The sequence below is a fragment of the Croceicoccus hydrothermalis genome, assembly GCF_022378335.1.
Taxonomy (GTDB): domain Bacteria; phylum Pseudomonadota; class Alphaproteobacteria; order Sphingomonadales; family Sphingomonadaceae; genus Croceicoccus; species Croceicoccus hydrothermalis.
This window is the reverse complement of record NZ_JAIQCI010000007.1, coordinates 36,847-56,283: the sequence shown is the minus strand read 5'-3', so window position 1 is coordinate 56,283 and position 19,437 is coordinate 36,847. Positions and strand designations below refer to the sequence as shown.

Here is a 19,437-nt window from a genome sequence, read left to right as displayed (position 1 = left end):
AGGCGGGCGATGTCGGCGCTTTTACCGGCGATGGCCGCGCTCGCCCTGCCCGCCCCGGCGGCGGCGAACAGCGCGGCGATTACCATGCCGAGCGCAGAGGTGCCGACACAGCTCAACGCCAGCGACCGGCAATATTACGCCAGCGTGTTCCGCGCGATCGACGCGCAGGATTGGACGCAGGTGCAAAGCCTGCTCGCCCGCGGCGATACGAGTGCGCTGCACCAACTCGCGCTCGCCGAATATTACCTGCATCCCAACAGCCCGACAATCGACCTCGATTCCCTCAACAACTGGCTCGCGATGGGGCGCACGCTTCCACAGGCGGAGCAGATCGGGCGGCTTGCGGTGAAACGCGGGCTCGGCGCGGAACCGGCGCTTCCGGGGGCGCAGCGGCTGGTGTCGATCCGCGCGCCGGAAAAACGCACCCGCCCGCGCGGCATTTCCGATGGCTCCATGCCCGAAAGCGTGAGCAGTGCGATCCTCGACCGCATCGTCAATGACGATCCGGGCGGTGCGCGGCAATTGCTGTCGGGCGTGGAGGCGACGCTGACCCCCGCCGCCCGCGCCGAATGGCGGCAGCGCGTCGCGTGGAGCTATTATATCGAGAATGACGACCGCACCGCGCTTGCCATGGCGCGGCAGGTGGCCGATGGCGGAAGCGGGCCGTGGGTCGCCGAAGGCTGGTGGGTCGCGGGGCTTTCGGCCTGGCGGCTGGGCGATTGCGCATTGGCCGCGGACGGTTTCGCCCGCGCGGCGCAGGCATCGCAGAATGACGAGCTGACGTCGGCCTCGCATTACTGGGCCGCGCGCGCCTATACCCGCTGTCGCCAACCCGAAAACGCCGCGCCCGCGCTGCAGAACGCCGCCAACCTGCACGAAACGCTCTACGGGATGCTGGCCTCCGAACAGCTTAATCGCGCACTTCCCGCGCAGGCCGCCGGCGAACCGTTTTCGCAGGACGACTGGCGCCGCCTGTCGGACGAGACCAACGTGCGCGCCGCCGTCGCCCTCGTCGAGATCGGTCGCGAGGGGCTGGCGGATGAGGTGCTGCGCCATCAGGCCCGCATCGGCGCGCCGGCCGATTATCCGGCGCTGTCCCGGCTGGCCCGCGCGCTGGGCCTGCCCGCGACGCAGCTTTACATGGCCTATAACGCGCCGAGCGGTACGCGCGCCGACCCCGCGACCCGGTACCCCGCCGCGAAGTGGCAGCCGGTCGAAGGGTGGCGCGTCGATCCCGCGCTCGCCTACGCACACACCTTGCAGGAATCGAATTTTCGCGCCGACGCGGTTAGCCCTGCACAGGCGGTCGGCCTGATGCAGATCACCCCGATCACGGTTCGGCAGCACGCCCCGTCGCTCGGCATGGATGCGGGTCGCGCCGATCTGACCGACCCGTCCACGAACATGAGTTTCGGGCAGCGCAATCTCGAAATGCTGCGCGATTCCAGCGGGACGCAAGGGCTGCTCCCGAAGATCATGGCGGCGTATAATGCGGGCCTGTCGCCGATCACGCGCTGGAACACCGAGATCAACGATTACGGCGATCCGCTGCTCTGGATGGAATCGATCCCCTATTGGGAAACGCGCGCCTATGTCGCCATCGTGACGCGCAATTACTGGATGTATCAGCGTCAGCAGAACCGCGATTCCGACGCGCGAGAGGCGCTTGCCCAAAACCTGTGGCCGCGTTTTCCGGGCGTGTCGGGTGCCGATGCGGTATCGATGCAGGGCAAGCCCGTCCTGTCGGGAGCGGTCCGTGGCAATTGACGAAACGCGCGCGTTCAAACCTGTCCGCATTGCGCTGCTGACCGTATCGGATACACGCGGGCCGGACGAGGATAGCTCCGGCGACATACTGGCACAGCGGATCGAGGCGGCCGGCCATATTCTTGCCGACCGAACGATCATGAAGGACGATGCCGCGCTCATCACCGCAGGCTTGCAGATCTGGATCGGGCGGGCGGATGTGGACGCGGTTATCATTACGGGCGGCACCGGCCTCACCGGCCGGGACGTCACGCCAGAAGCGCTCGACCGGGTAAAGACGAAGGACATCCCCGGTTTCGGCGAACTGTTCCGCTGGCTCAGCTTCAAGACCATCGGGACCAGCACGGTGCAATCGCGCGCCTGCGCGGTGGTGGCGCAATCGACCTATATCTTCGCGCTGCCCGGATCGAACGGCGCGGTGAAGGACGGGTGGGACGGCATCCTCGCCGAACAGCTCGACGCGCGCAACCGCCCCTGCAATTTCGTGCAGCTCATGCCGCGGCTGATGGAACGGTGAACCCTCGGCACGGTTATCCGGCCGGTGCGAGTGGCGCGTCGCGCAACCGCCGCGCGATGGGGCCAGGCGGCGCCGCCGCGCCTTCCACCTGCGCAACCATAGCGCGATAGGCGCCGAGCACCGCCGCCCCGTCCGCCGTCAGATCCGCGCCCCCGCCGGGCCGCGTCGCGACAAGCGGCTGCGCGAAACAGCGGTTCATCGTATCGACCAGCATCCACGCGCGCCGGTAACTCATCCCCATGGCGCGGGCGGCGGCCGAAATGGACCCATCACGCCCGATCGCGTCGAGGAGCGCGGCCTTGCCCGGCCCCATGGCGATGGCATCGCCGCAATAGATCTGAACCTTGACCTTGACGCGCATGACCTCTCCTGCCGCAAGAGTGCAAATGCACGCTCGACGATCTGTATATGCGCGGATATAGCTTTGCGCCATGCTTCGCGCCGTTTTCGCCCTTTTCGCCTGCGCGCTCATCGCGGCCTGCAACGCCGCCCCCGCCACGGGGCCAGTCGTCCTTGCCGCATCGAGCATGACCGAGGCGATGTCCGCGGCGGCGGATGGCTGGGCCGCGCGCGGACATGCGCGGCCCGTCCTGTCATTTGCGGCAAGTTCCGCGCTCGCCCGGCAGGTGCAGCAGGGCGCGCCCGCCGATCTGTTCGTGTCGGCGGATGGGGAATGGATGGATGTGCTGCAACAAGGCGGCCATATCCGGGTAGAGAGCAGGCGCATCATCGCCGGGAATACGCTGGTGCTGATTGCGCGTGCTGATGATGCAGAGGCCGTCGATCTGCGTGATCCGGGCGCGCTTTCGGATGCGCTGGGCACGACCGGCCGGATCGCGATGGCCGATCCGGTTACGGTTCCGGCGGGCCGGTATGGGCGTGCCGCGGTCGCGGCGATGGGCCTTTGGGATGGCATGGCGCATCGGATCGCACCTTCGCAAAACGTGCGCGCCGCGCTGGCGCTCGTCGAACGCGGGGCCGCGCCTCTTGGCATCACATACACCACCGATGCGGCGGCATCGGACAGAGTGCGGATCGTGGCCCGGTTTCCGACATCGAGCCACCCGCCGATCCGCTATCCTGCCGCGCTTACCACGCAATCGCGCAATGGCGACGCGGCGGCGTTCCTCGATTTCCTGACCGGCGCGGAGGGGCAGGCAATCCTTCGCGCGCATGGCTTCTCGCCGCCGCGATGACGGCCTGGCTTTCCCCCGCCGAATGGGAGGTGATCGCGCTTTCGCTAAGGGTCAGTGCGGTGGCGATGATCGCCACGCTGCCCGTTGCCTATGCGCTGGCGTGGCTGCTGGCGCGGGGGCGGTTTGCGGGCCGGGTCGTGCTCGATGCCGCGGTGCATTTGCCGCTGGTGGTTCCGCCGGTGGTGACGGGGTGGATCCTGCTAATCGTGCTCGGCCCGACGGGGCCGGTCGGGGCGTGGCTGCAAGCGCAGTTCGGTATCGGTTTCGTCTTTCGCTGGACCGGGGCGGCTTTGGCGGCGGCGGTGATGGCGCTTCCGTTGATGGTGCGCGCGATGCGCCTTTCGATCGAGGCGGTCGACCGGCGTGTCGTCGATGCGGCGCGCACGCTCGGTGCGACGCGGTGGCGCGCGTTCGCAACGGTCACGCTTCCGCTTTCGATGCCGGGCATTCTGGCGGGGACGGTGCTCGGCTTTGCACGGTCCTTGGGCGAATTCGGGGCGACGATCACCTTCGCCTCCAATATTCCGGGCGAGACGCAAACGCTCCCGCTCGCGATCTATAGCGGGTTGCAGGTGCCGGGGGCAGAGGCGGCGGTGACGCGGCTTGCAATCGCGTCGGTGGTGCTTTCGGTTGGCGCCTTGATGCTGTCCGAATGGCTGATCCGCCGGACGGGGGCGGGCAACACGCATGTCCTTTGACGTCGATATCGCCTTTGCCAACGGCGGCGCGGCACCCACCACCCTACGCATCGCCAGCGGCGCGGCGCTGATTGCGCTCACCGGCTTCTCTGGCGTGGGCAAGACCAGCGCGCTCAATTGTATCGCGGGATTGCGCCGACCGATACAGGGGCGCATCGCGGTGGGCGAGACCGTATTGTTCGACGCCGCCGCCGGCATCGACCTCCCGCCGGAGCGACGCCGGGCCGGCTACGTCTTTCAGGAAAATCGACTCTTCCCTCATTATCGCGTGTCCGCCAATCTCACCTATGGCGAAGCGCTGCGAAATGAAGGCGAGCGATGGATGACGCGCGGCGAGGTGACCGATTTTCTTGGGATCGGCCATTTGCTCGACCGCTGGCCCGCGACGCTTTCAGGTGGGGAGGCAAAGCGCGTGGCCATCGGGCGGGCGCTGCTTTCGGCGCCGCGGTTCCTGCTGCTGGACGAACCGCTGGCCGCGATCGATCCGGCCCGGCGCGACGACATCCTCACCGTGATCGAACGCATTCGCGATACGCTTCCCGTGCCCATCCTCTACGTAAGCCACCACCCGGACGAGATTGCACGGCTGACCGGGGTGACTGTCACGATGGGGCGAACGGCGCGGGAATAGGCGGCGTTGCGCGGGCGGGAAATGGACGGCAGCGGCTGCGCTTCGTCCATTTAGGCCGTGCGCCCGACGCCGCGCCGCCTATGGTTCGCGGCCCTCGTCCACGCCGGGAAGATGCGGGGACATATCGGCATATCCGGTTTCATGCGCCTCCATCACGCCGCGGCCGACCGCACTGCGCCGGCGGCTGTAGCCGAAATACAGGACCAGCCCGATAACCGACCACACCGGCAGGACCAGCATCGCCTCTGCCGGGAGGTTGAGAAACAGAAACGCACACCCCAGGATCGTCGCCGGACCGATGAGCCAGAGCGCCGGCACGCGGAAATGCCGTTGCCGTTCGGGATCGCGCCGGCGCAGCATCATGACCGCCACCGCCACCATCAAAAAGGCGTAAAGCGTGCCCGCATTGGCAATATCGGCAAGCGCGCCCACCGGAAAAAATGCGGAGCCAACCGCGACGATGATGCCGGTGATCGCCGTGACCACATGGGGCGTGTTCCACCGGGGATGCACCCTCGACAAAATCTCGGGCAGCAATCCGTCACGGCTCATCACGAAAAAGATGCGGGTCTGCGCAAACAGCAGCACGAGGATCACCGACGGCAGCGCGAGGAACGCCGCGATACCCAGCATGTTGCCCACACCCGAAAACCCGATCTGGCGTAGGACATGGGCGAGTGCCTCGTCCGAACAGACGAGCGCGGCGGCGTGTTGCGGCAGCGCGCATTGGCGGGCAAGCTCCTCGGACCCCGCGGGGAACGGAATGCCGCCCGGCCCCATGATCGGCTGCCCGCCGATGGTGCCGATCGCGCCTGCGGCCACAAGGACGTAGAATATGGTGCAGAACAGGAGCGAACCGACCAGACCGATCGGAACGTTACGCTGCGGATTGCGGGTTTCCTCGGCCGCGGTGGATACCGCGTCGAAGCCCACATAGGCGAAGAAGATCGTCGCCGCCGCGCCCACCGCGCCGACGCCGGAACCGCCCGGCCCCATCAACCCCGCGGGCAGGAACGGGTTGAAGCGACCGACATCGAATTCGGGGCTCGTGAAGGTAAGCGCGATGAAGATCGTGAGCGCGGCCACCTTGATCGCGACGAGCACGGCATTGACCCGCGCGCTCTCGCTCGTGCCGAGCATGAGCAGACCGGTGATCAGAAGCGCGATGAACATGGCGGGCAGGTTGACGAACCCCCCCGGCTCCCCGCCCAGTGCCAATGGCCCCGCCGCCAGCCATCGGGGCAATTGTATCCCGAAAAACTCGTTCAGTATCGTCCCGCTGAAATAGCCGGACCAACCCACCGACACCGCCGATGCGGCAATCGCATATTCGAGGATCAGCGCCCATCCCACTGTCCAGGCCAGCAATTCGCCCACCGTCGCATAGGAATAGGTATAGGCCGACCCCGCGACCGGGATCATCGCCGCGATTTCGGCATAGCAGAGCGCGGCGACCACGCACACGAGCCCGGCGATCACGAAGGCCAGCATCAGCCCCGGCCCTGCCTTCTGTGCGCCGGCAGCGGTGAGCACGAAGATACCCGTGCCAATGATACAGCCGATCCCGAACAGCATGAGCTGTATCGGGCCAAGCGTGCGTTTTAACGATTTCTTCTCAGCCGTGACGAGAATCGCGTCGAGCGGCTTTACCCTGTCGAATAGCATCGGGCCTTGAACTCCCAGGCTCCAGCGGCACATCTCCGCCCGGCCAGCCTGCATCGCGCCTGTTTAGCCGGTTTTCAAACCGCGACAATCGCAAAAAACGCGCGGCGCATGGCCTCGTTCGAAATGACGATATGCGGGCGGCGCAAGCATCCTTTCGGCGCCGCCGCCCGCCCTGCACGAAATCTGCACGATATGGGCACGGGCTGCACATCGCTATCGCACCCCGGCCCACATCCGATGCGGGCAGGAAAGGGGCGAACAGATGGAGACAGACCATGCCCATTTCCCGCGCCGTGCCGAAATCCGCGCGATTTCGCTTTGTTACGAAACTGGCGATGGCGGCCATTCTGCTCGCATTGTCGGATGCCGTGTTTTTCGGGTATCGCGGCGGATCCGTCATCGGCAAGCCGCCGAAATGGCGCCCTGCCTTCCAATCGCCCCGATCGACGGCATTCGCGATGAGCCTCTCGCGTGGGGAGGTTTCTGAGGCGACCATCCTCGCAAAGGCGGATTTTCGCCAATGGGTGACTTGCGAGGAAAGCGGGGGCTGTTCTGCGGTTCAGGAGCGACATCAGCAAGATCGGGAACGACGGGCCATAATCACTACCGTAGAAAGGCATCGAAGGGAGTGACGACATGCAGGTAAGTAGCACTGTGGGTTATGCGGAACGGATCGAGCGCGCCATCGCGTTGCTGGAACAGAAGACAGCGGCCGGTCTGCCGCCCTCTTTGTCCGAACTGGCCTCGGCCGCCGCTCTTTCGCCTTTTCATTTCCATCGCATCTTTCGCGTGATGACCGGCGAATCCGTGGGAAGCGCGGTTGCGCGCGTCCGTCTTGGCGGTGCCCTGCCCCTTCTCGACCGGTCGATCCTCGATGCGGTGAGCCAAAGCGGCTACGCCACGAGCCAGGCCTTCGCCCGCGCGCGATCAAAGGCCGAACCGATGCGACGCCATCGCAGCTTCGTGATGATCCCATCCGTCGCAAACAGGCCGAAGAGAGGCTCTCTGTTCCCGAACAAACGGACAGCGTTTCGCCGCCCTTGACGATCCGGATTACCTCTGTCGCTCCGCTACGCCTGATGGCGGTCCGCAATGTGGGCGATTATGCGGAGTTGAATGCCGGCTTTGAACGGTTGGTAACCCATGTCATCGAACGCGCGGGTCCGGAAGCCATAACCGGGCTTTACGGAATACCCCACGACGATCCGCGAGAAATTGCGCCGCCGCATTGCCGGTTCGATTGCGCTGTTTCCACGAGCGTTTCCATCGATCCCGATGAACAGATCTCGGTTATCAGCCATGAGGGCGGTCCGGCCCTGCAGATGATCCACTATGGCGACTACGACAGGATCCATGTCTCGGCCGATGCGCTCTACAGGACCGCGGTCGAGGAAAACCTGCAAGTTTCCGAGCAACCGCTTCTCATCCACTATCTGCAAGACCCCGAAGAGGTTGCGGCGGACTTACTCGTAGCGCATGTGTATCTCGGCCTCTACGAACCCGAATGAGGGGCGCCAAGGCCGCCCCCGCCCGCACGCAGTCCTTAGGCAGGCAGCGTTGCGCATCCGGCCGGCAACTTCGCCGGTCGGCCATTCACGCGGCACGAACCTGCACGCCGATGCCGGAGGAAATGAGCGTCATAACCTCATCGGCAGGCACCGCGGGGCTGAAGAGAAAACCTTGAACGCTGTTGAAACTTTCCGAGTTCAGGATCCTCAGTTGCTCCTCATTTTCGACCCCCTCGGCGGTACACTGAATGCCCAAACCACCGCACATGCCTGCAACGGCCCGCACGATCGCCAGGCATTCCTTCTGCGATTCGAGGTCTTTGATGAACGAACGATCGATCTTGACGCGATCGAAGGGGAGGTTGCGCACGTAGCTTAGCGAGGAATATCCATTCCCGAAATCATCCAGCGAGATCTTGACGCCGAGTTTCTTGATCGCACGAAGTTGCCGAAGCACATTGCGCGGCTTTTCGACGACAACGCCTTCGGTGATTTCAAGCTCGAGCCGAGAACCAGCCAAATTCGCGGAGGAAAGCGCAGCGGAGATGATCTGTGGCAGATTGCCAAATCTGAATTGGACCGCAGAAACATTGACGGCCAATGTAATATCGTCCGGCCAACTCGCCGCATCGGTACAGGCTTTACGCAACAGAACTTCGCCAAGCCTATTGATCAAACCGGTTTCTTCACAGACAGGGATAAATTCGTCGGGAGCGACCAGCCCGCGATGCGGATGGTTCCATCGGACCAGCGCCTCGAACCCGTAGATACGCTGCGTACGAGTGTCGATCTGCGGTTGATAGTGCATGACGAACTGATCACGATCGATCGCCGTACGAAGATCCTGCTCGAGCTCGCGACGCCGGCTGAGGTCGCGCCCCATCTGCGCGTTAAACGCTTTCCAGGTTCCCCGCCCGGCAGCCTTCGCCGCGTAAAGCGCCGCATCGGCCTCGTTCAGCGTCACGTCGGGATCGAGATCCCTCGCGCTGACGAAACGAACGCCGATACTCGACCCGATCCGGATGACCTGATCGTCGATGTGGAAAGGTTCGGACAAGGCTGCGATCAATCGATCGCACAGAATGCCGACGTCGCGCTTCGATCCGGCAGAATGCTGAATAACCGCGAACTCGTCGCCACCAAGGCGGACGACCAGATCACTTTCGCGTACGTTCTTGGCAAGCCGTCCGGCAACGTCGATGAGGAGCTTATCGCCCACACCGTGACCGAGCACGTCATTGACGTCCTTGAACCTATCGAGATCGAGACACAGAACCGCGCAACGGGTGTCACCTCTTCGGTCGCGCGCCAGATCCTCCATCCGTTCTCGCATGAAAATACGATTGGGAAGGTCCGTCAGCGGATCGTGACGGGCGAGGTGAAGGATGTAACGTTCGGCCTTGTAGCTGTCCGTACGATCGACGACGGTTTCCAGAAACCCGCCGCCCTGAATGGGGTTTCGCGACACGCGAATGCGCCGCCCCTCGTTCCATTCCTGTTCGAAAACCGTGGCAGTGGACCAGGGGCCGCGCAGATGTTCCCGCCTCAGATCGTCGCGCGATCGTTTCGGTCGACGTCGGAGTTCGGCGCTGAGATCGAGCAGGTCGGCAATGGGCGTCCCCGTCCGACAGTCCTCGATCGCGATTTCATAGATTTCGGCGAAGCGGCGGTTGGCGACCACAAGCCGCCCGTCGCCATCATACATCGCGAGGCCGTCCTGCATATTGTCCAGGGCCAGCTTGAACCGAAGCGATTGCAGGGCGCTCTCGGCCATGGCGGCTTCCAGTTCGCTCGCCATGAGTCGATTCGCCCGCTCGCTGCGCCGACGCTCGAGGTCCAGCTCGCCATAGGCCTGATCGACCATCTCGAGGAGCCTGCCCACGTCGAGCCCGTCACCTTTGGAGGACTTGCGAAGCTGGCGAGCCAGCAAACCGCTTTTAACCGGCGTCGATACGTCCGATGGCGTCAAGCCGCTTCGCCCAGAAGCGTGAGCGTCATCGTCTGGTTATGCAGACATGGCTGATTGGTCGTTTTATGCGGGGCGATCTCGCCATAGGAGAAAAACCCGCTCAGGACCGTTCCCTTGGGAAGCTGTGCGAAAACTTCCTCTACCTCATCCTCGGCGCGCTGCCCCATCATCAGACGGCGTCCGACACAACTCACCATGAGGCACAGGACATCCCCCGTAACGGCACCGAAATGAGCTACGGCCTTGGTGGCGGCGCGATTGGCACCGGAAACCAGCCCTTCGACTGAACCATGCATGAGGCGGGCCTGCCATCCTTCTGGCATGTCGCCGGCAAAAATCATGGCCCCCGTTTCGCGATCGATGCCGGTCAACGTACGCACCAGTTTGGTGCCCGGATTGTCTGCGTCCCATATTTCGAGCGGAAACAACAGACCCGATGCCGGCAGGTTAGCGGCTTCTTCACCCAGATAACGCTCATACAATGCGAGTGCCGCCGCCCCGTCCACTTCGAAGAGCGACGTTCCTGACGACCGGCTGATCGTCCGGGTCGGGCCGAAAGTGTCCCAACCACCTTCCGAGCCATGCGAAAGGCGCAGCGAACTGCCGTAGAAGCCGATGGCAACGACGGTATCGGACAGCGCCTCACCACCAACCAGAACGACGGTATCCCGAAAGCGATCGCCGTCCCCGGCCAATCCGCCGCTGATCGCAACCCCTTCGCCAACCGTGTCGCGTAGCCCGTTGACGAGCGCGCTGGCATTGCCCGACAAACCGTCCAACAAGAGGAATACCGCCACCAGATCGGGCGCGCTGAGCGATTGACCGAGCATGGCACCGCTATCCCTGTCATCCCCGCCGGGCCGTATCGACTGCGTGACGACTTTCAGGCGCGTATCTCGAAAACCGATGGCCACGCCCACCGGATCCACGTCATCGATGACGTCCCCGGCCACCATCGTGCCCGAGCTGCAACCGACGACATGCGTATCGGGAAATTCATAGCGGATACGGCCCGTCCATGCGGAATTGCGTAGATCCGCGGTGGTGGCGAAAATTAGAACAAGGTCCGGATTCGATGGGAAACCGCGTTTTACGTCATCGTCACCTGGATCGAATTGACGAACCCACATATAACGTCCTCCTCGCAATTTTATATGCGAGGGGGTCTGAAAATTGCGTTAAAGTTGTAGATTCTTGGCGGCTGACAGATCGCTTTGACGCGTTGCAGACTTCGGCGATGACGCGGCCCGGTCAAGGCTGACCCGTTGCCGGCGAATGTCCGGTGCGCCCATCTGACCGAGATTGTTCCACCAATGCCTGACCATTATGCGGCTGAGGTCGGTGCCGCGGAAGGGTGACTGGCGAAACGGTTTGCAGCTTTCGCTACAGAATGCGTCATTACATCCGAAGCTTAAGCCCGCGTTGAAGAACCAAAGGATCAAGGCTCAGACGCCCTTCAACCGGCACAGGTCCGAGTGATCCTTTCAATTCCGTATTCAGAAAGGCTTTTTTGGCATCCACGAACATGGCAGCAGATGGTCCGATATTCACTGCCATACCGATTTGAAAAGCAGGGCCGATATCATCGCTCGCATTCAGGTTCGTCAGCGTTCCGTCCTGCGCGTCGCACACATGCGAATACGCGGCCCCTGCCCCGACATACGGGTCGAGACGTCCAAACCGAAACGGATGCCATTGAACCATCGCCGCGGCCGGGCCGTAGGTCACGGAGGTCAGCTTTCCATAGGGCGCCAACGTTTCCGCACCGTTTATCGCCTGCTTGACAGGCACACCCACCGCCAGCGTGAGCGCAATCGCAGGCTTGATGCGACAGCCTAGCTCCGCCACGGCGGTATAGCACGCATTCATATCGATACCGGCATTTGGCAATTCGGTGCCTGCTATGGTCACCTCCGCCTCTTCCGCGAGTTCGACGCGCGCCGCGCCGATTTGAATGAACCACTCATCCTCGTTTGCGGCGTTCTGTGCCTGCGCACTGACGGTCGATCCTGCCACAGCGACAGGAACAAGAAGAAAAGCCCGGCTCAGTCTCATAATCGGTATGCCCCCTGATCGGTCCCGAATATCGCCTAAGCTCTTAATTTTCGGTGAAATATTCCATGTGTGAGCCGGTCATTTACGTCTGTTTAAGACGCCGCGCTTACGAGTCGGCGTCATGAGCGGCATGGCATCAGACCTGAAAGAACCGATCGGTCTCGTGCCGCGGGATCATCGCTTTCGTCACGATGGAAACGCGGCACGCTGGTACATAGGAGGGGATCCGGTCCCGAGCGTTCTGTTCAGCGCATTGTCCGGCACATTTCCGCTCGGCGAAAAATTCTTCATCGATAGTGTGCGCCGTTACCGCCATTGCGTCGACAGCAGCATGGCCGAAAATATCGACCGCTTCATCGTTCAGGAAGCGCTGCACACGCGCGAGCATCTCAAGCTTAACCGGCTTATCAGGCAAAGCGGGTATACGATTGCGAACATGACCGAACGCACGCGTCGCACGCTGGCACCTTTTCGGAAACGAACGCCGTTACGCCAAGTCGGCCTGACTATGGCCTTGGAACATTTCACCGCCTTGCTCGCGCATGAGGTGCTTACGAATGAAGACCGTTTCATGCGCGCGCCTGCATCCGTTCGCGCGTTGTGGCGATGGCATGCTCTGGAAGAAATCGAGCATAAGGCGGTTGCGTTCGACACGTTCCAAGCAGCGACGAAATCCTGGTCCCGCCCCCGCCGCTATCTCTTTCGTATCGCCGCCATGATGGAGGGCAGCGTCGTCCTTTTTCCGGTCGTCGGACGCAACATGAACGACCTTTTCAGGCAGGATAAGCTTCCGCCGTGGATGATCTGGCGGCGTGTTGCGAAATGTCTTCTGGGGCGGCGGGGCCTTCTCTGGAGCATTTTGCCCGGATATTGGCGATGGTTCAAACCGGGGTTTCATCCCTGGCAGATCGACGATCGCATGTTGATGCACAAAGCCGCGGACGAACTGACGCAAGGTGACCCGCTGCGCAGCGCAAGAACAGCAAGACCATAGCGATGGGGCGCATTCTGGTCGCGGCCGATATAACGGCAATTGCACGTCTTCAGCATATTGCCGGTCGGTTTCGTATTCCGGTTGCGATCATACTGGCCATGCTCAGCGTGTCTGCGATCGGCTTTGCCCATGCGATGCTATGGCTTGTCGCACTTCTGCTTTGCGAAGCATGGACCTGGATCAGTACCCGTCCAGCCATGCATCGCGAGCTTACCCGCGGCGAGATGATAGGTTACATTTTTTCGGGTGCGGCCACCATGCCGGCATGGGCGGCGTTGGGTGTATTCTTCTGGTATACGCCGGACACGAATTCGAATTCGGAACATCCGCTCGTCGCGATGGCGCTATGGGTTGGACAGCTTCTTTATACGCAGCGTTTCATATTTCAGTCCTATCTCGCGGTGGTGATGGGCAACATCGTCATGGTCGGGACAATGGTGGTCGTGCCGCTTGTTCATCCGGTTCTGACGGGCAGCGAACTCATATTGTTCGAAATCGGTCTTTTGTTCTGTGTCGGCTTTACCATCAGCACATCGCTTGCATCCTATTCCCGCGTTCGATCGATGGCGGAACAAAACGCGGTGATCGAGCGTGCCGCCGTAACCGACAGCCTGACGGGCTTGCCAAATCGCAGAGGCGCGACCAAGGCGCTGCACGCGCTGGCGATCGCGCAAACGCCCGTATGTATCCTTTATATGGATCTGGACCGGTTCAAGCAGGTTAACGACACGCTTGGGCATCAGGCGGGAGATGCTTTGCTGCGGCAATTCGCCGCACGCCTGCTGAAGGTAAGTCAGCCCGGCACGCTCGTGGCCAGGCTTGGCGGCGACGAATTCGCGGTCATGCTCGAGGGAGAGTCTGCCTCGATCGAGAATGCGGACGCGCTTTGCACCCGTATCCTCGAAACCGTGCAGGAACCTTTTCGAATAGCGAACGGTGTGGCGCATGTCGGCGTCAGTATCGGTGTGGCGAACGCGGAGGAAGGCCAGGGCGATGGCGAAGATCTCGTGCGCCGGGCCGACATTGCCCTTTATACGGTGAAAGCGGCGGGGCGTAATGGCTTCAAGGTCTTTAACTACGATTTCGAGATGCAGGTGCGCGATCGCGCCAACATCGAACAGGCGCTTCGCGACACGCTGGATGCAGGGACCGGCTTCGAGCTAATCTATCAACCCAAGGTCGATCATCTTGGGGCCCTTACCGGTGTCGAAGCATTGCTCCGCTGGAAGATGGAAAACCGCCCCATTTCGCCGGACATCTTCGTTCCGATTGCGGAGGAAACCGGTCTTATGAGGCCGATCGGGACCTGGGTTTTGCGCGAGGCTTTTGCCTTCGCGCGCCGCTGGCCGGAACTTTCAGTTGCGGTGAACCTGTCGCCCGCTCAATTGCACGACGCCAGCTTCGTCGAGAGGGTTATCGCCATGACCGAAGAGTTTGCGGTGCTTCCAGCGCGGATCGAGCTCGAGGTCACAGAGACGACCCTGTTCGACATCGAGGGGCAAGGTACAAGCCGCCTGAAGGAATTGCGTGCTGCGGGATTGCAGGTTTCCTTAGACGATTTTGGTACAGGTTATTCATCATTGCGGCACCTTCACCGCGTTTCGGTTGACCGCGTCAAGATCGACCGCGCGTTCGTGGCGGGATTGGAAACCGATACAGAGTCCGGGGCCATTATCGAAGCGGTCATACAGCTCGCGCATTCGATGGGCATTCAGGTGACCGCGGAGGGTGTCGAAACCGCGTTTCAGCGCGACTATCTGATCCGGGTTGGAGCCGATGAATTACAGGGCTTCTATTTTTCGCACCCCATGTCCGAACAGGCGTTGATGAATTTTCAGGGTGGATCATCCCGGTACCCTATGCTTTCCAGTGGCGCGGGCGGTCTGTAACGCCATGCTCGAACGCAGCGCCATTTTTCAGCGCATCCGTCGTCGAACGTAGCGCCGCGGTCTCGATCCTCTTTTTATCGACGTAGCGTTCGCGCCCCTCACCTTCGTGATCGACGGCCGGTGTTCGGTGCGAACACCGGACCAAACCTGTTCCGTCACGACCGCAATGTCATGTGGCTCGGATCGATCCCGCGTTCGCTCCGAAGACTTTCAAAGTTCTGTAAGACAACGAAAAATAAACATTTATCCTGGTCAGAAGGCGGACGACCTCGCGCGACGAACGAAAATGGCGGAACGGGTCTGCTGATGCCTCGGTTCGGGCCATGTGCCGCCCCTGTCCCGCTCCACCATTTTCCTCTCGTCCGTCTATCTGCGGAAATCGACGGACATATGGTCGTTCAGCCTTAAACGCTTCGCCACGGTCCGAAGGATGCGCCCGGCGCGGCTGTGAAGGAGCGGTCGATGCGGGCATCGGCCCGCCGTTCGAAAATCGTATCGACAGTGACGAAATCGGTGCGCGCCTGATCCGGTTTGAGCGTCATCAGCGTATAGCCCTTGGCGTCCTGATTGCAGTAGGCGACATGCTCGTTTGCCTGTTCGATGAAACGTCCGAAACCGGGCAATAGCGAACCGTAAGACGGGCTGCTGATCGCCGTGCAACCGTTTTCCAGCGCCACCAGCCGGCCTGAATCGTCGCGAAGGTTGTTCGCCCATCCGGCATGGCTGTCACCCGCCAGGACGAGAGGGGTCGAGCCGCTCTTGCGGAAGGTTTCGTAAAGGCGCCGACGGGCGGCGGGGTAACCGTCCCACCCGTCCAGATTGAACGGCACACCGGCGCGATATGCGACCTGCGCATCTGCGACCGGCTTGCTCCATTGCGGGGGCAGCTTGCCAAGGAACGTCTGATATCCCGTCGGGCCCATCGCACGTTCGAGGTCCGGCCCCTTGACCGGAGCCATGACGACCTGATTGCCGATAAGCTGCCAGGGTTTGCCGCTTGTGACCGATGCGGAAAGCACGCCTTGCAACCAGGCCAGCTGGTCCTTGCCCAGCAATTCGCGATCCTCGCGGCGGATCTCGTTCAGCAATGCGGCATATGCCTCCGCATCGCCCGGTTCCCCTTCGTACTCCACCTGTTTTGTACGTGCGATCAGCCGCGTTTCCAGCATTGCCAGCGATGCAAGATCGCCGAACTCGAAGCTGCGGAAGATTGCCTCGCGCGTATGCCCCTTTGCGGGATCGCGGATGGGCATCCACTCGAAATAGGCCTGCATCGCCGCAGCCTTGCGCGCGGTCCAGTCACCCTCGTTTTCGGGTTGATGATTTTCCGCGCCCCCGATCCAGCTGTCATTGGCGACCTCGTGATCGTCCCACACGCAAATGAAGGCCGCGCGCGCATGGGCCGCCTGCATATCGGGGTCCGCCTTGACCTGCGCATGGCGGCGGCGATAATCATCGAGCGACACGATCTCGTGCCTGGGATCGGGCACGCGGCCGATCCGCTGGCCGATCTCCCCGCCATAACCGTCCTCGCCATATTCGTAGATATAATCGCCCAGCATCAGCACGGCATCGAGCCGATCGAGCCCCGCCATATGGGCATAGGCGTTATAGAAACCGCCGGGATAAAGCTGACACGAGGCAAGCGCGAGCACGACCTCGTCGACGGCGCCGACGGGAAGCGTGCGAAAGCGCCCCTCCGGCGAAAGCGTGCCATCCGGCCCCTCGAACCGGTACCAATATTCGCGCCCCGGCTCCAGGCCGGTCAGTTCGACTTTTACCGTACGATCCGCCGATACCGCCGCAGTTGCCGATCCGCTTTGCACCTCCGGACCGCCCGCTTGCAACGCGACCTGCCAGCGCAGGGGAACATCGCCCCGTGCATCGGCGCCGGTCGTTGCGCGGGTCCAGATCACGGCGCCGTCGGTTGCCGGATCGCCGCTCGCCACGCCATGGGCGAATTGCACGGGGCCGGTGTGCGCGCCCTTTTGTGCGATCGTGGTGCAGCCGGGCAAGGCAACCGCGCCCGAAGCGCCGAACAGCCCAAGCGCGCCGCGCCGGTTCAGCTTGATCTTGTCCATCGTTACGCCTTTCAATTGCCGATCCGTGCGGTCAGTTGCACGCCGTAGAAGCGCGGCTCCGCCGGAATGAATGTCGGGATGCCGAACGAACCGCCGGTATTGCCCGCATCGACGAGATAGTTTTCGTTCGTGGCATTGCGCACGAAACCGGCAAGCTCGAACCGGTCATCGGCGAAGCTGACCCCGGCCCTCGCATGCAGCAGGGTCACCGCCTCCTGCGAAATGGCGGGATCGTTCGGGACCTCGAAAAAGATGCGGCTGCGATAGGTGACCGACGGCGTCGCGAACAGGCGCATCCCGTTGCCCAGCGGCGCATCGACGGTGAAGCCGGCGGCAGACTGCCATTCGGGTTGCAGGCGGAAGCGAGCGCCGGAAAACTGGGGTGCGAAATCATTGCCTTCGTCGATACCGCCGTCGATATAGCCCACATTGGCAAAGACGCGCAGCCAGTCTGTCGGACGCAGATTGATTTCCGCCTCCACGCCCAGATTGCTCGCCGTGCCCGCGCTTTCGGTGCGAGAGGTGCCATCGGTCTGAAGGACGCTGACCTGGAAACCGTCGTATTTCTGATAATAGACGCCCAGCGAACCGGACACCATCGGCGTGCCAAGCTTCACCCCGGCTTCATAGTTCCACACGGTTTCTTCGGGCACGAGATTGAGGTTCGGTGCGCTCGACCCGTCGGCCAGGCGGCGGGCGCCCAGTTGCACGACCGGCGAACGACGCCCCTTCGACACGGTGGCATACACATTGACGTCGGGGTTGACCCGGTAAAGGGCATTGAACCGCGGCAGGAACGCGGCATAGCTTTGCGTTGCTTCGTAGGTTTCGCCGAACGTGCTGACCTGCCCCGGGACAAGCGAAGGCGATCCGGAAAGCACCGATGCGGGAACATCCGAGATATAGCCCGATGTCCGATCCTCGATCAGCACGCGCGCGCCCGCCGTCAGTTCGAGAGCATAGGACGGTATCCATGTGGCATCGGCAAACAGGGAATAGGCATCATTGCGGCCCTGATTTTCGAAAACCGAAGTGTAGGGGATCGCGGTCAGTGCGCCGCCGGTCAGCAATTCGGTCACGCTGGCCGCGGGTACGCTCCCGTCCGCTGCGACGCAGGGAATGCCGGGGATCAGCGGGCTGGGCGTCGCGAGCGTGGTCAGGCATTGCAGGAACGTGCCTTCTTCCCCTGCGAAGGGCACGGTCTGACGGTTATCCTCGGTAAAGAAGTTCCACCCAAAGGACGCGCGCCACATCGGATCGACGTAGGAGAAGCGGCCCTCATGCGTGAATTGCCAGCCCTTGGCGATTTCCGCGAATTCGAGGAAGGGCGCGGCCGAACCGTCGGCGTCGAACACTTCGGCGCTGTCGAACTCGCGATAGCCATTGACCGTGGTGAAGGTCAGATCGTCGGTAAGCTCGTAAGAGGCGGTGATATTGGCGTCATACACATCGCGCACCAGCCCAAGCTGATCATTGCCGAGAAACTCTTCGGAATAGGGCGAGCCGCCGAGATTGGCCGGACCGAACGGATCGGCCGGACCAGCTTCGGTCGGGAGCGTGCCGGAGATGAACGGCGTGCCGCCATTGCGTTGACGGTCGTAAGTGCCGATGACGTCGATCAGGAGCCGGTCCGTCGGCGTGAACCGCAACGAGCCCCGCACGCCGAGCTGATCCTGCGCGTAGAGATCGTCTTCCTGCGATTCGGCGAGATTTTCGACGTAACCGTCACGCTTGCGCGATTCGAAGGCGATGCGCCCCGCGACGGTATCCGACCCCGCATTGACGTAGCCGGATAGGAGCCGCTGATCGTAATTGCCGTAACCGCCCGTGATCTGCGCGGAAAAGCCGGGCCGGGGACGTGCGGACACGAGGCTGATCGCGCCGACCGCCGATGCCGTGCCGAACAACGTCGCCTGCGGGCCCTTGATAACCTCGACCCGGTCGAGGTCGTAGATTGCCTGATACGATCCGCGCGACCGCGAGATATCGGCGCCATTGTAATACAGCGTGACGCGCGGGCCCTGCTGCGCCGAACCGGAATCGGACGTGATGCCGCGAATGACGATGCCGGGATTGTTGGCGCTCTGCTCCTGAATATTAAGGCCGGGGACGTAATTCGACAATTCGTCGAGATCGCTGACGCCGAGCCGCTCCATCTGTGCGCCTTCGATGGCGGAAATGGTGATCGGCACGTCCACCGCCCGCTGCTCGATCTTTTGCGAGGTGACGATAATTTCGTTTTCGGACACCATGCTGTCGAGCGCGGTATTGCCCGGCTGCGCAGCAGCCTGTGCCTGTGCATGCTGATACGGAATGGTGGAAACCGCGCCGAGAATGGCGAGTTTGAGAAGCGAATTCATGTTGATTTTGCCCGATCCTTGGAGACTGGGAGGCTATGTGATGGCCGTTTGTGAAACTCCGTTGACGGTTTCAAGGCAGTTCGGTGTCATCCGCAAATTTAATTGCA

At 62.4% G+C, this 19,437-nt stretch carries 16 protein-coding genes; 9 read left to right on the top strand and 7 right to left on the bottom strand.

The features are described 5' to 3' along the window. Positions 1-9 precede the first annotated feature (9 nt). Positions 10-1,767 (top strand): lytic transglycosylase domain-containing protein, encoded by a 1,758-nt coding sequence (locus tag K4G67_RS07450; RefSeq protein WP_239805757.1) that lies wholly within the window; start codon positions 10-12, stop codon positions 1,765-1,767. Between the two features lie 28 nt (positions 1,768-1,795). Continuing rightward, on the top strand, positions 1,796-2,284 hold the full coding sequence (locus K4G67_RS07445; RefSeq protein ID WP_420830014.1) for a molybdenum cofactor synthesis domain-containing protein: 489 nt from the start codon (positions 1,796-1,798) through the stop codon (positions 2,282-2,284). A 13-nt stretch (positions 2,285-2,297) separates the two neighbouring features. Here K4G67_RS07445 and K4G67_RS07440 read toward each other — a convergent pair whose 3' ends face one another. After that, the gene (locus K4G67_RS07440) at positions 2,298-2,645 is read right to left on the bottom strand and encodes a winged helix-turn-helix domain-containing protein (protein ID WP_239805755.1); all 348 of its coding nucleotides are present in this window, start codon (positions 2,643-2,645) and stop codon (positions 2,298-2,300) included. A gap of 70 nt (positions 2,646-2,715) precedes the next feature. Here K4G67_RS07440 and modA point away from each other — a divergent pair, with 70 nt between their 5' ends. Genes modA through K4G67_RS07425 form a run of 3 tightly spaced genes read left to right on the top strand, consistent with a single transcriptional unit; the run spans position 2,716 to position 4,809 of the window. Continuing rightward, the gene (gene modA, locus K4G67_RS07435) at positions 2,716-3,480 is read left to right on the top strand and encodes a molybdate ABC transporter substrate-binding protein (RefSeq protein WP_239805754.1); all 765 of its coding nucleotides are present in this window, start codon (positions 2,716-2,718) and stop codon (positions 3,478-3,480) included. Further along, complete coding sequence (gene modB / locus K4G67_RS07430; RefSeq protein ID WP_239805753.1) at positions 3,477-4,178, top strand: molybdate ABC transporter permease subunit; 702 nt, start codon at positions 3,477-3,479, stop codon at positions 4,176-4,178. The genes modA and modB overlap by 4 nt, the downstream gene beginning before the upstream one ends. Continuing rightward, positions 4,168-4,809 carry an ATP-binding cassette domain-containing protein gene (locus tag K4G67_RS07425; protein WP_239805752.1) on the top strand — a complete coding sequence of 214 codons (642 nt, stop codon included), beginning with the start codon at positions 4,168-4,170 and terminating at the stop codon, positions 4,807-4,809. Before modB ends, K4G67_RS07425 begins: the two co-directional genes overlap by 11 nt. Positions 4,810-4,887: 78 nt before the next feature. Here the strand turns inward: K4G67_RS07425 and K4G67_RS07420 are convergent, their stop codons facing one another. Further along, positions 4,888-6,474 (bottom strand): amino acid permease, encoded by a 1,587-nt coding sequence (locus tag K4G67_RS07420; protein ID WP_239805751.1) that lies wholly within the window; start codon positions 6,472-6,474, stop codon positions 4,888-4,890. A gap of 636 nt (positions 6,475-7,110) precedes the next feature. Here K4G67_RS07420 and K4G67_RS07415 point away from each other — a divergent pair. Together K4G67_RS07415 and K4G67_RS07410 are read left to right on the top strand one after the other, a co-directional pair. Further along, positions 7,111-7,518, top strand: a complete 408-nt coding sequence (locus tag K4G67_RS07415) for a helix-turn-helix domain-containing protein (protein ID WP_239805750.1) — start codon at positions 7,111-7,113, stop codon at positions 7,516-7,518. Continuing rightward, the gene (locus K4G67_RS07410) at positions 7,515-7,982 is read left to right on the top strand and encodes an AraC family transcriptional regulator (RefSeq protein WP_239805749.1); all 468 of its coding nucleotides are present in this window, start codon (positions 7,515-7,517) and stop codon (positions 7,980-7,982) included. Before K4G67_RS07415 ends, K4G67_RS07410 begins: the two co-directional genes overlap by 4 nt. Positions 7,983-8,067: 85 nt before the next feature. On the opposite strand, the gene K4G67_RS07405 is transcribed toward K4G67_RS07410, so the two are convergent. From K4G67_RS07405 to K4G67_RS07390, 3 genes are all read right to left on the bottom strand, one after another. Continuing rightward, positions 8,068-9,687, bottom strand: coding sequence for a putative bifunctional diguanylate cyclase/phosphodiesterase (locus K4G67_RS07405; RefSeq protein WP_420830013.1), 1,620 nt, complete (start codon positions 9,685-9,687; stop codon positions 8,068-8,070). A 260-nt stretch (positions 9,688-9,947) separates the two neighbouring features. Further along, entirely contained in the window at positions 9,948-11,081 is a 1,134-nt protein-coding gene (locus K4G67_RS07395) for an FIST signal transduction protein (protein WP_239805747.1), read from the bottom strand. 268 nt (positions 11,082-11,349) lie between these two features. After that, positions 11,350-12,006: an OmpW/AlkL family protein gene (locus tag K4G67_RS07390; RefSeq protein ID WP_239805746.1), complete on the bottom strand. Its 657-nt coding sequence runs from the start codon at positions 12,004-12,006 to the stop codon at positions 11,350-11,352. Positions 12,007-12,127: 121 nt separating this feature from the next. Here K4G67_RS07390 and K4G67_RS07385 point away from each other — a divergent pair, with 121 nt between their 5' ends. Continuing rightward, positions 12,128-13,000: a metal-dependent hydrolase gene (locus K4G67_RS07385; RefSeq protein WP_239805745.1), complete on the top strand. Its 873-nt coding sequence runs from the start codon at positions 12,128-12,130 to the stop codon at positions 12,998-13,000. A 2-nt stretch (positions 13,001-13,002) separates the two neighbouring features. Then, positions 13,003-14,889: a putative bifunctional diguanylate cyclase/phosphodiesterase gene (locus K4G67_RS07380; protein WP_239805744.1), complete on the top strand. Its 1,887-nt coding sequence runs from the start codon at positions 13,003-13,005 to the stop codon at positions 14,887-14,889. 404 nt (positions 14,890-15,293) lie between these two features. On the opposite strand, the gene K4G67_RS07375 is transcribed toward K4G67_RS07380, so the two are convergent. Continuing rightward, entirely contained in the window at positions 15,294-16,970 is a 1,677-nt protein-coding gene (locus tag K4G67_RS07375) for an alkaline phosphatase D family protein (protein WP_239805743.1), read from the bottom strand. Between the two features lie 11 nt (positions 16,971-16,981). Continuing rightward, on the bottom strand, positions 16,982-19,330 hold the full coding sequence (locus K4G67_RS07370; RefSeq protein WP_420830007.1) for a TonB-dependent receptor: 2,349 nt from the start codon (positions 19,328-19,330) through the stop codon (positions 16,982-16,984). Positions 19,331-19,437: the final 107 nt, after the last annotated feature.

Excerpts from the sequence above, each read along its gene's own strand:
- K4G67_RS07415 (WP_239805750.1), top strand. The coding sequence starts at position 7,111 with ATGCAGGTAAGTAGCACTGTGGGTTATGCGGAACGGATCGAGCGCGCC.
- K4G67_RS07370 (WP_420830007.1), bottom strand. The coding sequence starts at position 19,330 with ATGAATTCGCTTCTCAAACTCGCCATTCTCGGCGCGGTTTCCACCATT.
- K4G67_RS07385 (WP_239805745.1), top strand. The coding sequence starts at position 12,128 with ATGAGCGGCATGGCATCAGACCTGAAAGAACCGATCGGTCTCGTGCCG.
- K4G67_RS07390 (WP_239805746.1), bottom strand. The coding sequence starts at position 12,006 with ATGAGACTGAGCCGGGCTTTTCTTCTTGTTCCTGTCGCTGTGGCAGGA.
- K4G67_RS07450 (WP_239805757.1), top strand. The coding sequence starts at position 10 with ATGTCGGCGCTTTTACCGGCGATGGCCGCGCTCGCCCTGCCCGCCCCG.
- K4G67_RS07440 (WP_239805755.1), bottom strand. The coding sequence starts at position 2,645 with ATGCGCGTCAAGGTCAAGGTTCAGATCTATTGCGGCGATGCCATCGCC.
- modA (WP_239805754.1), top strand. The coding sequence starts at position 2,716 with ATGCTTCGCGCCGTTTTCGCCCTTTTCGCCTGCGCGCTCATCGCGGCC.
- K4G67_RS07375 (WP_239805743.1), bottom strand. The coding sequence starts at position 16,970 with ATGGACAAGATCAAGCTGAACCGGCGCGGCGCGCTTGGGCTGTTCGGC.
- modB (WP_239805753.1), top strand. The coding sequence starts at position 3,477 with ATGACGGCCTGGCTTTCCCCCGCCGAATGGGAGGTGATCGCGCTTTCG.
- K4G67_RS07395 (WP_239805747.1), bottom strand. The coding sequence starts at position 11,081 with ATGTGGGTTCGTCAATTCGATCCAGGTGACGATGACGTAAAACGCGGT.
- K4G67_RS07405 (WP_420830013.1), bottom strand. The coding sequence starts at position 9,687 with ATGTATGATGGCGACGGGCGGCTTGTGGTCGCCAACCGCCGCTTCGCC.
- K4G67_RS07380 (WP_239805744.1), top strand. The coding sequence starts at position 13,003 with ATGGGGCGCATTCTGGTCGCGGCCGATATAACGGCAATTGCACGTCTT.
- K4G67_RS07420 (WP_239805751.1), bottom strand. The coding sequence starts at position 6,474 with ATGCTATTCGACAGGGTAAAGCCGCTCGACGCGATTCTCGTCACGGCT.
- K4G67_RS07425 (WP_239805752.1), top strand. The coding sequence starts at position 4,168 with ATGTCCTTTGACGTCGATATCGCCTTTGCCAACGGCGGCGCGGCACCC.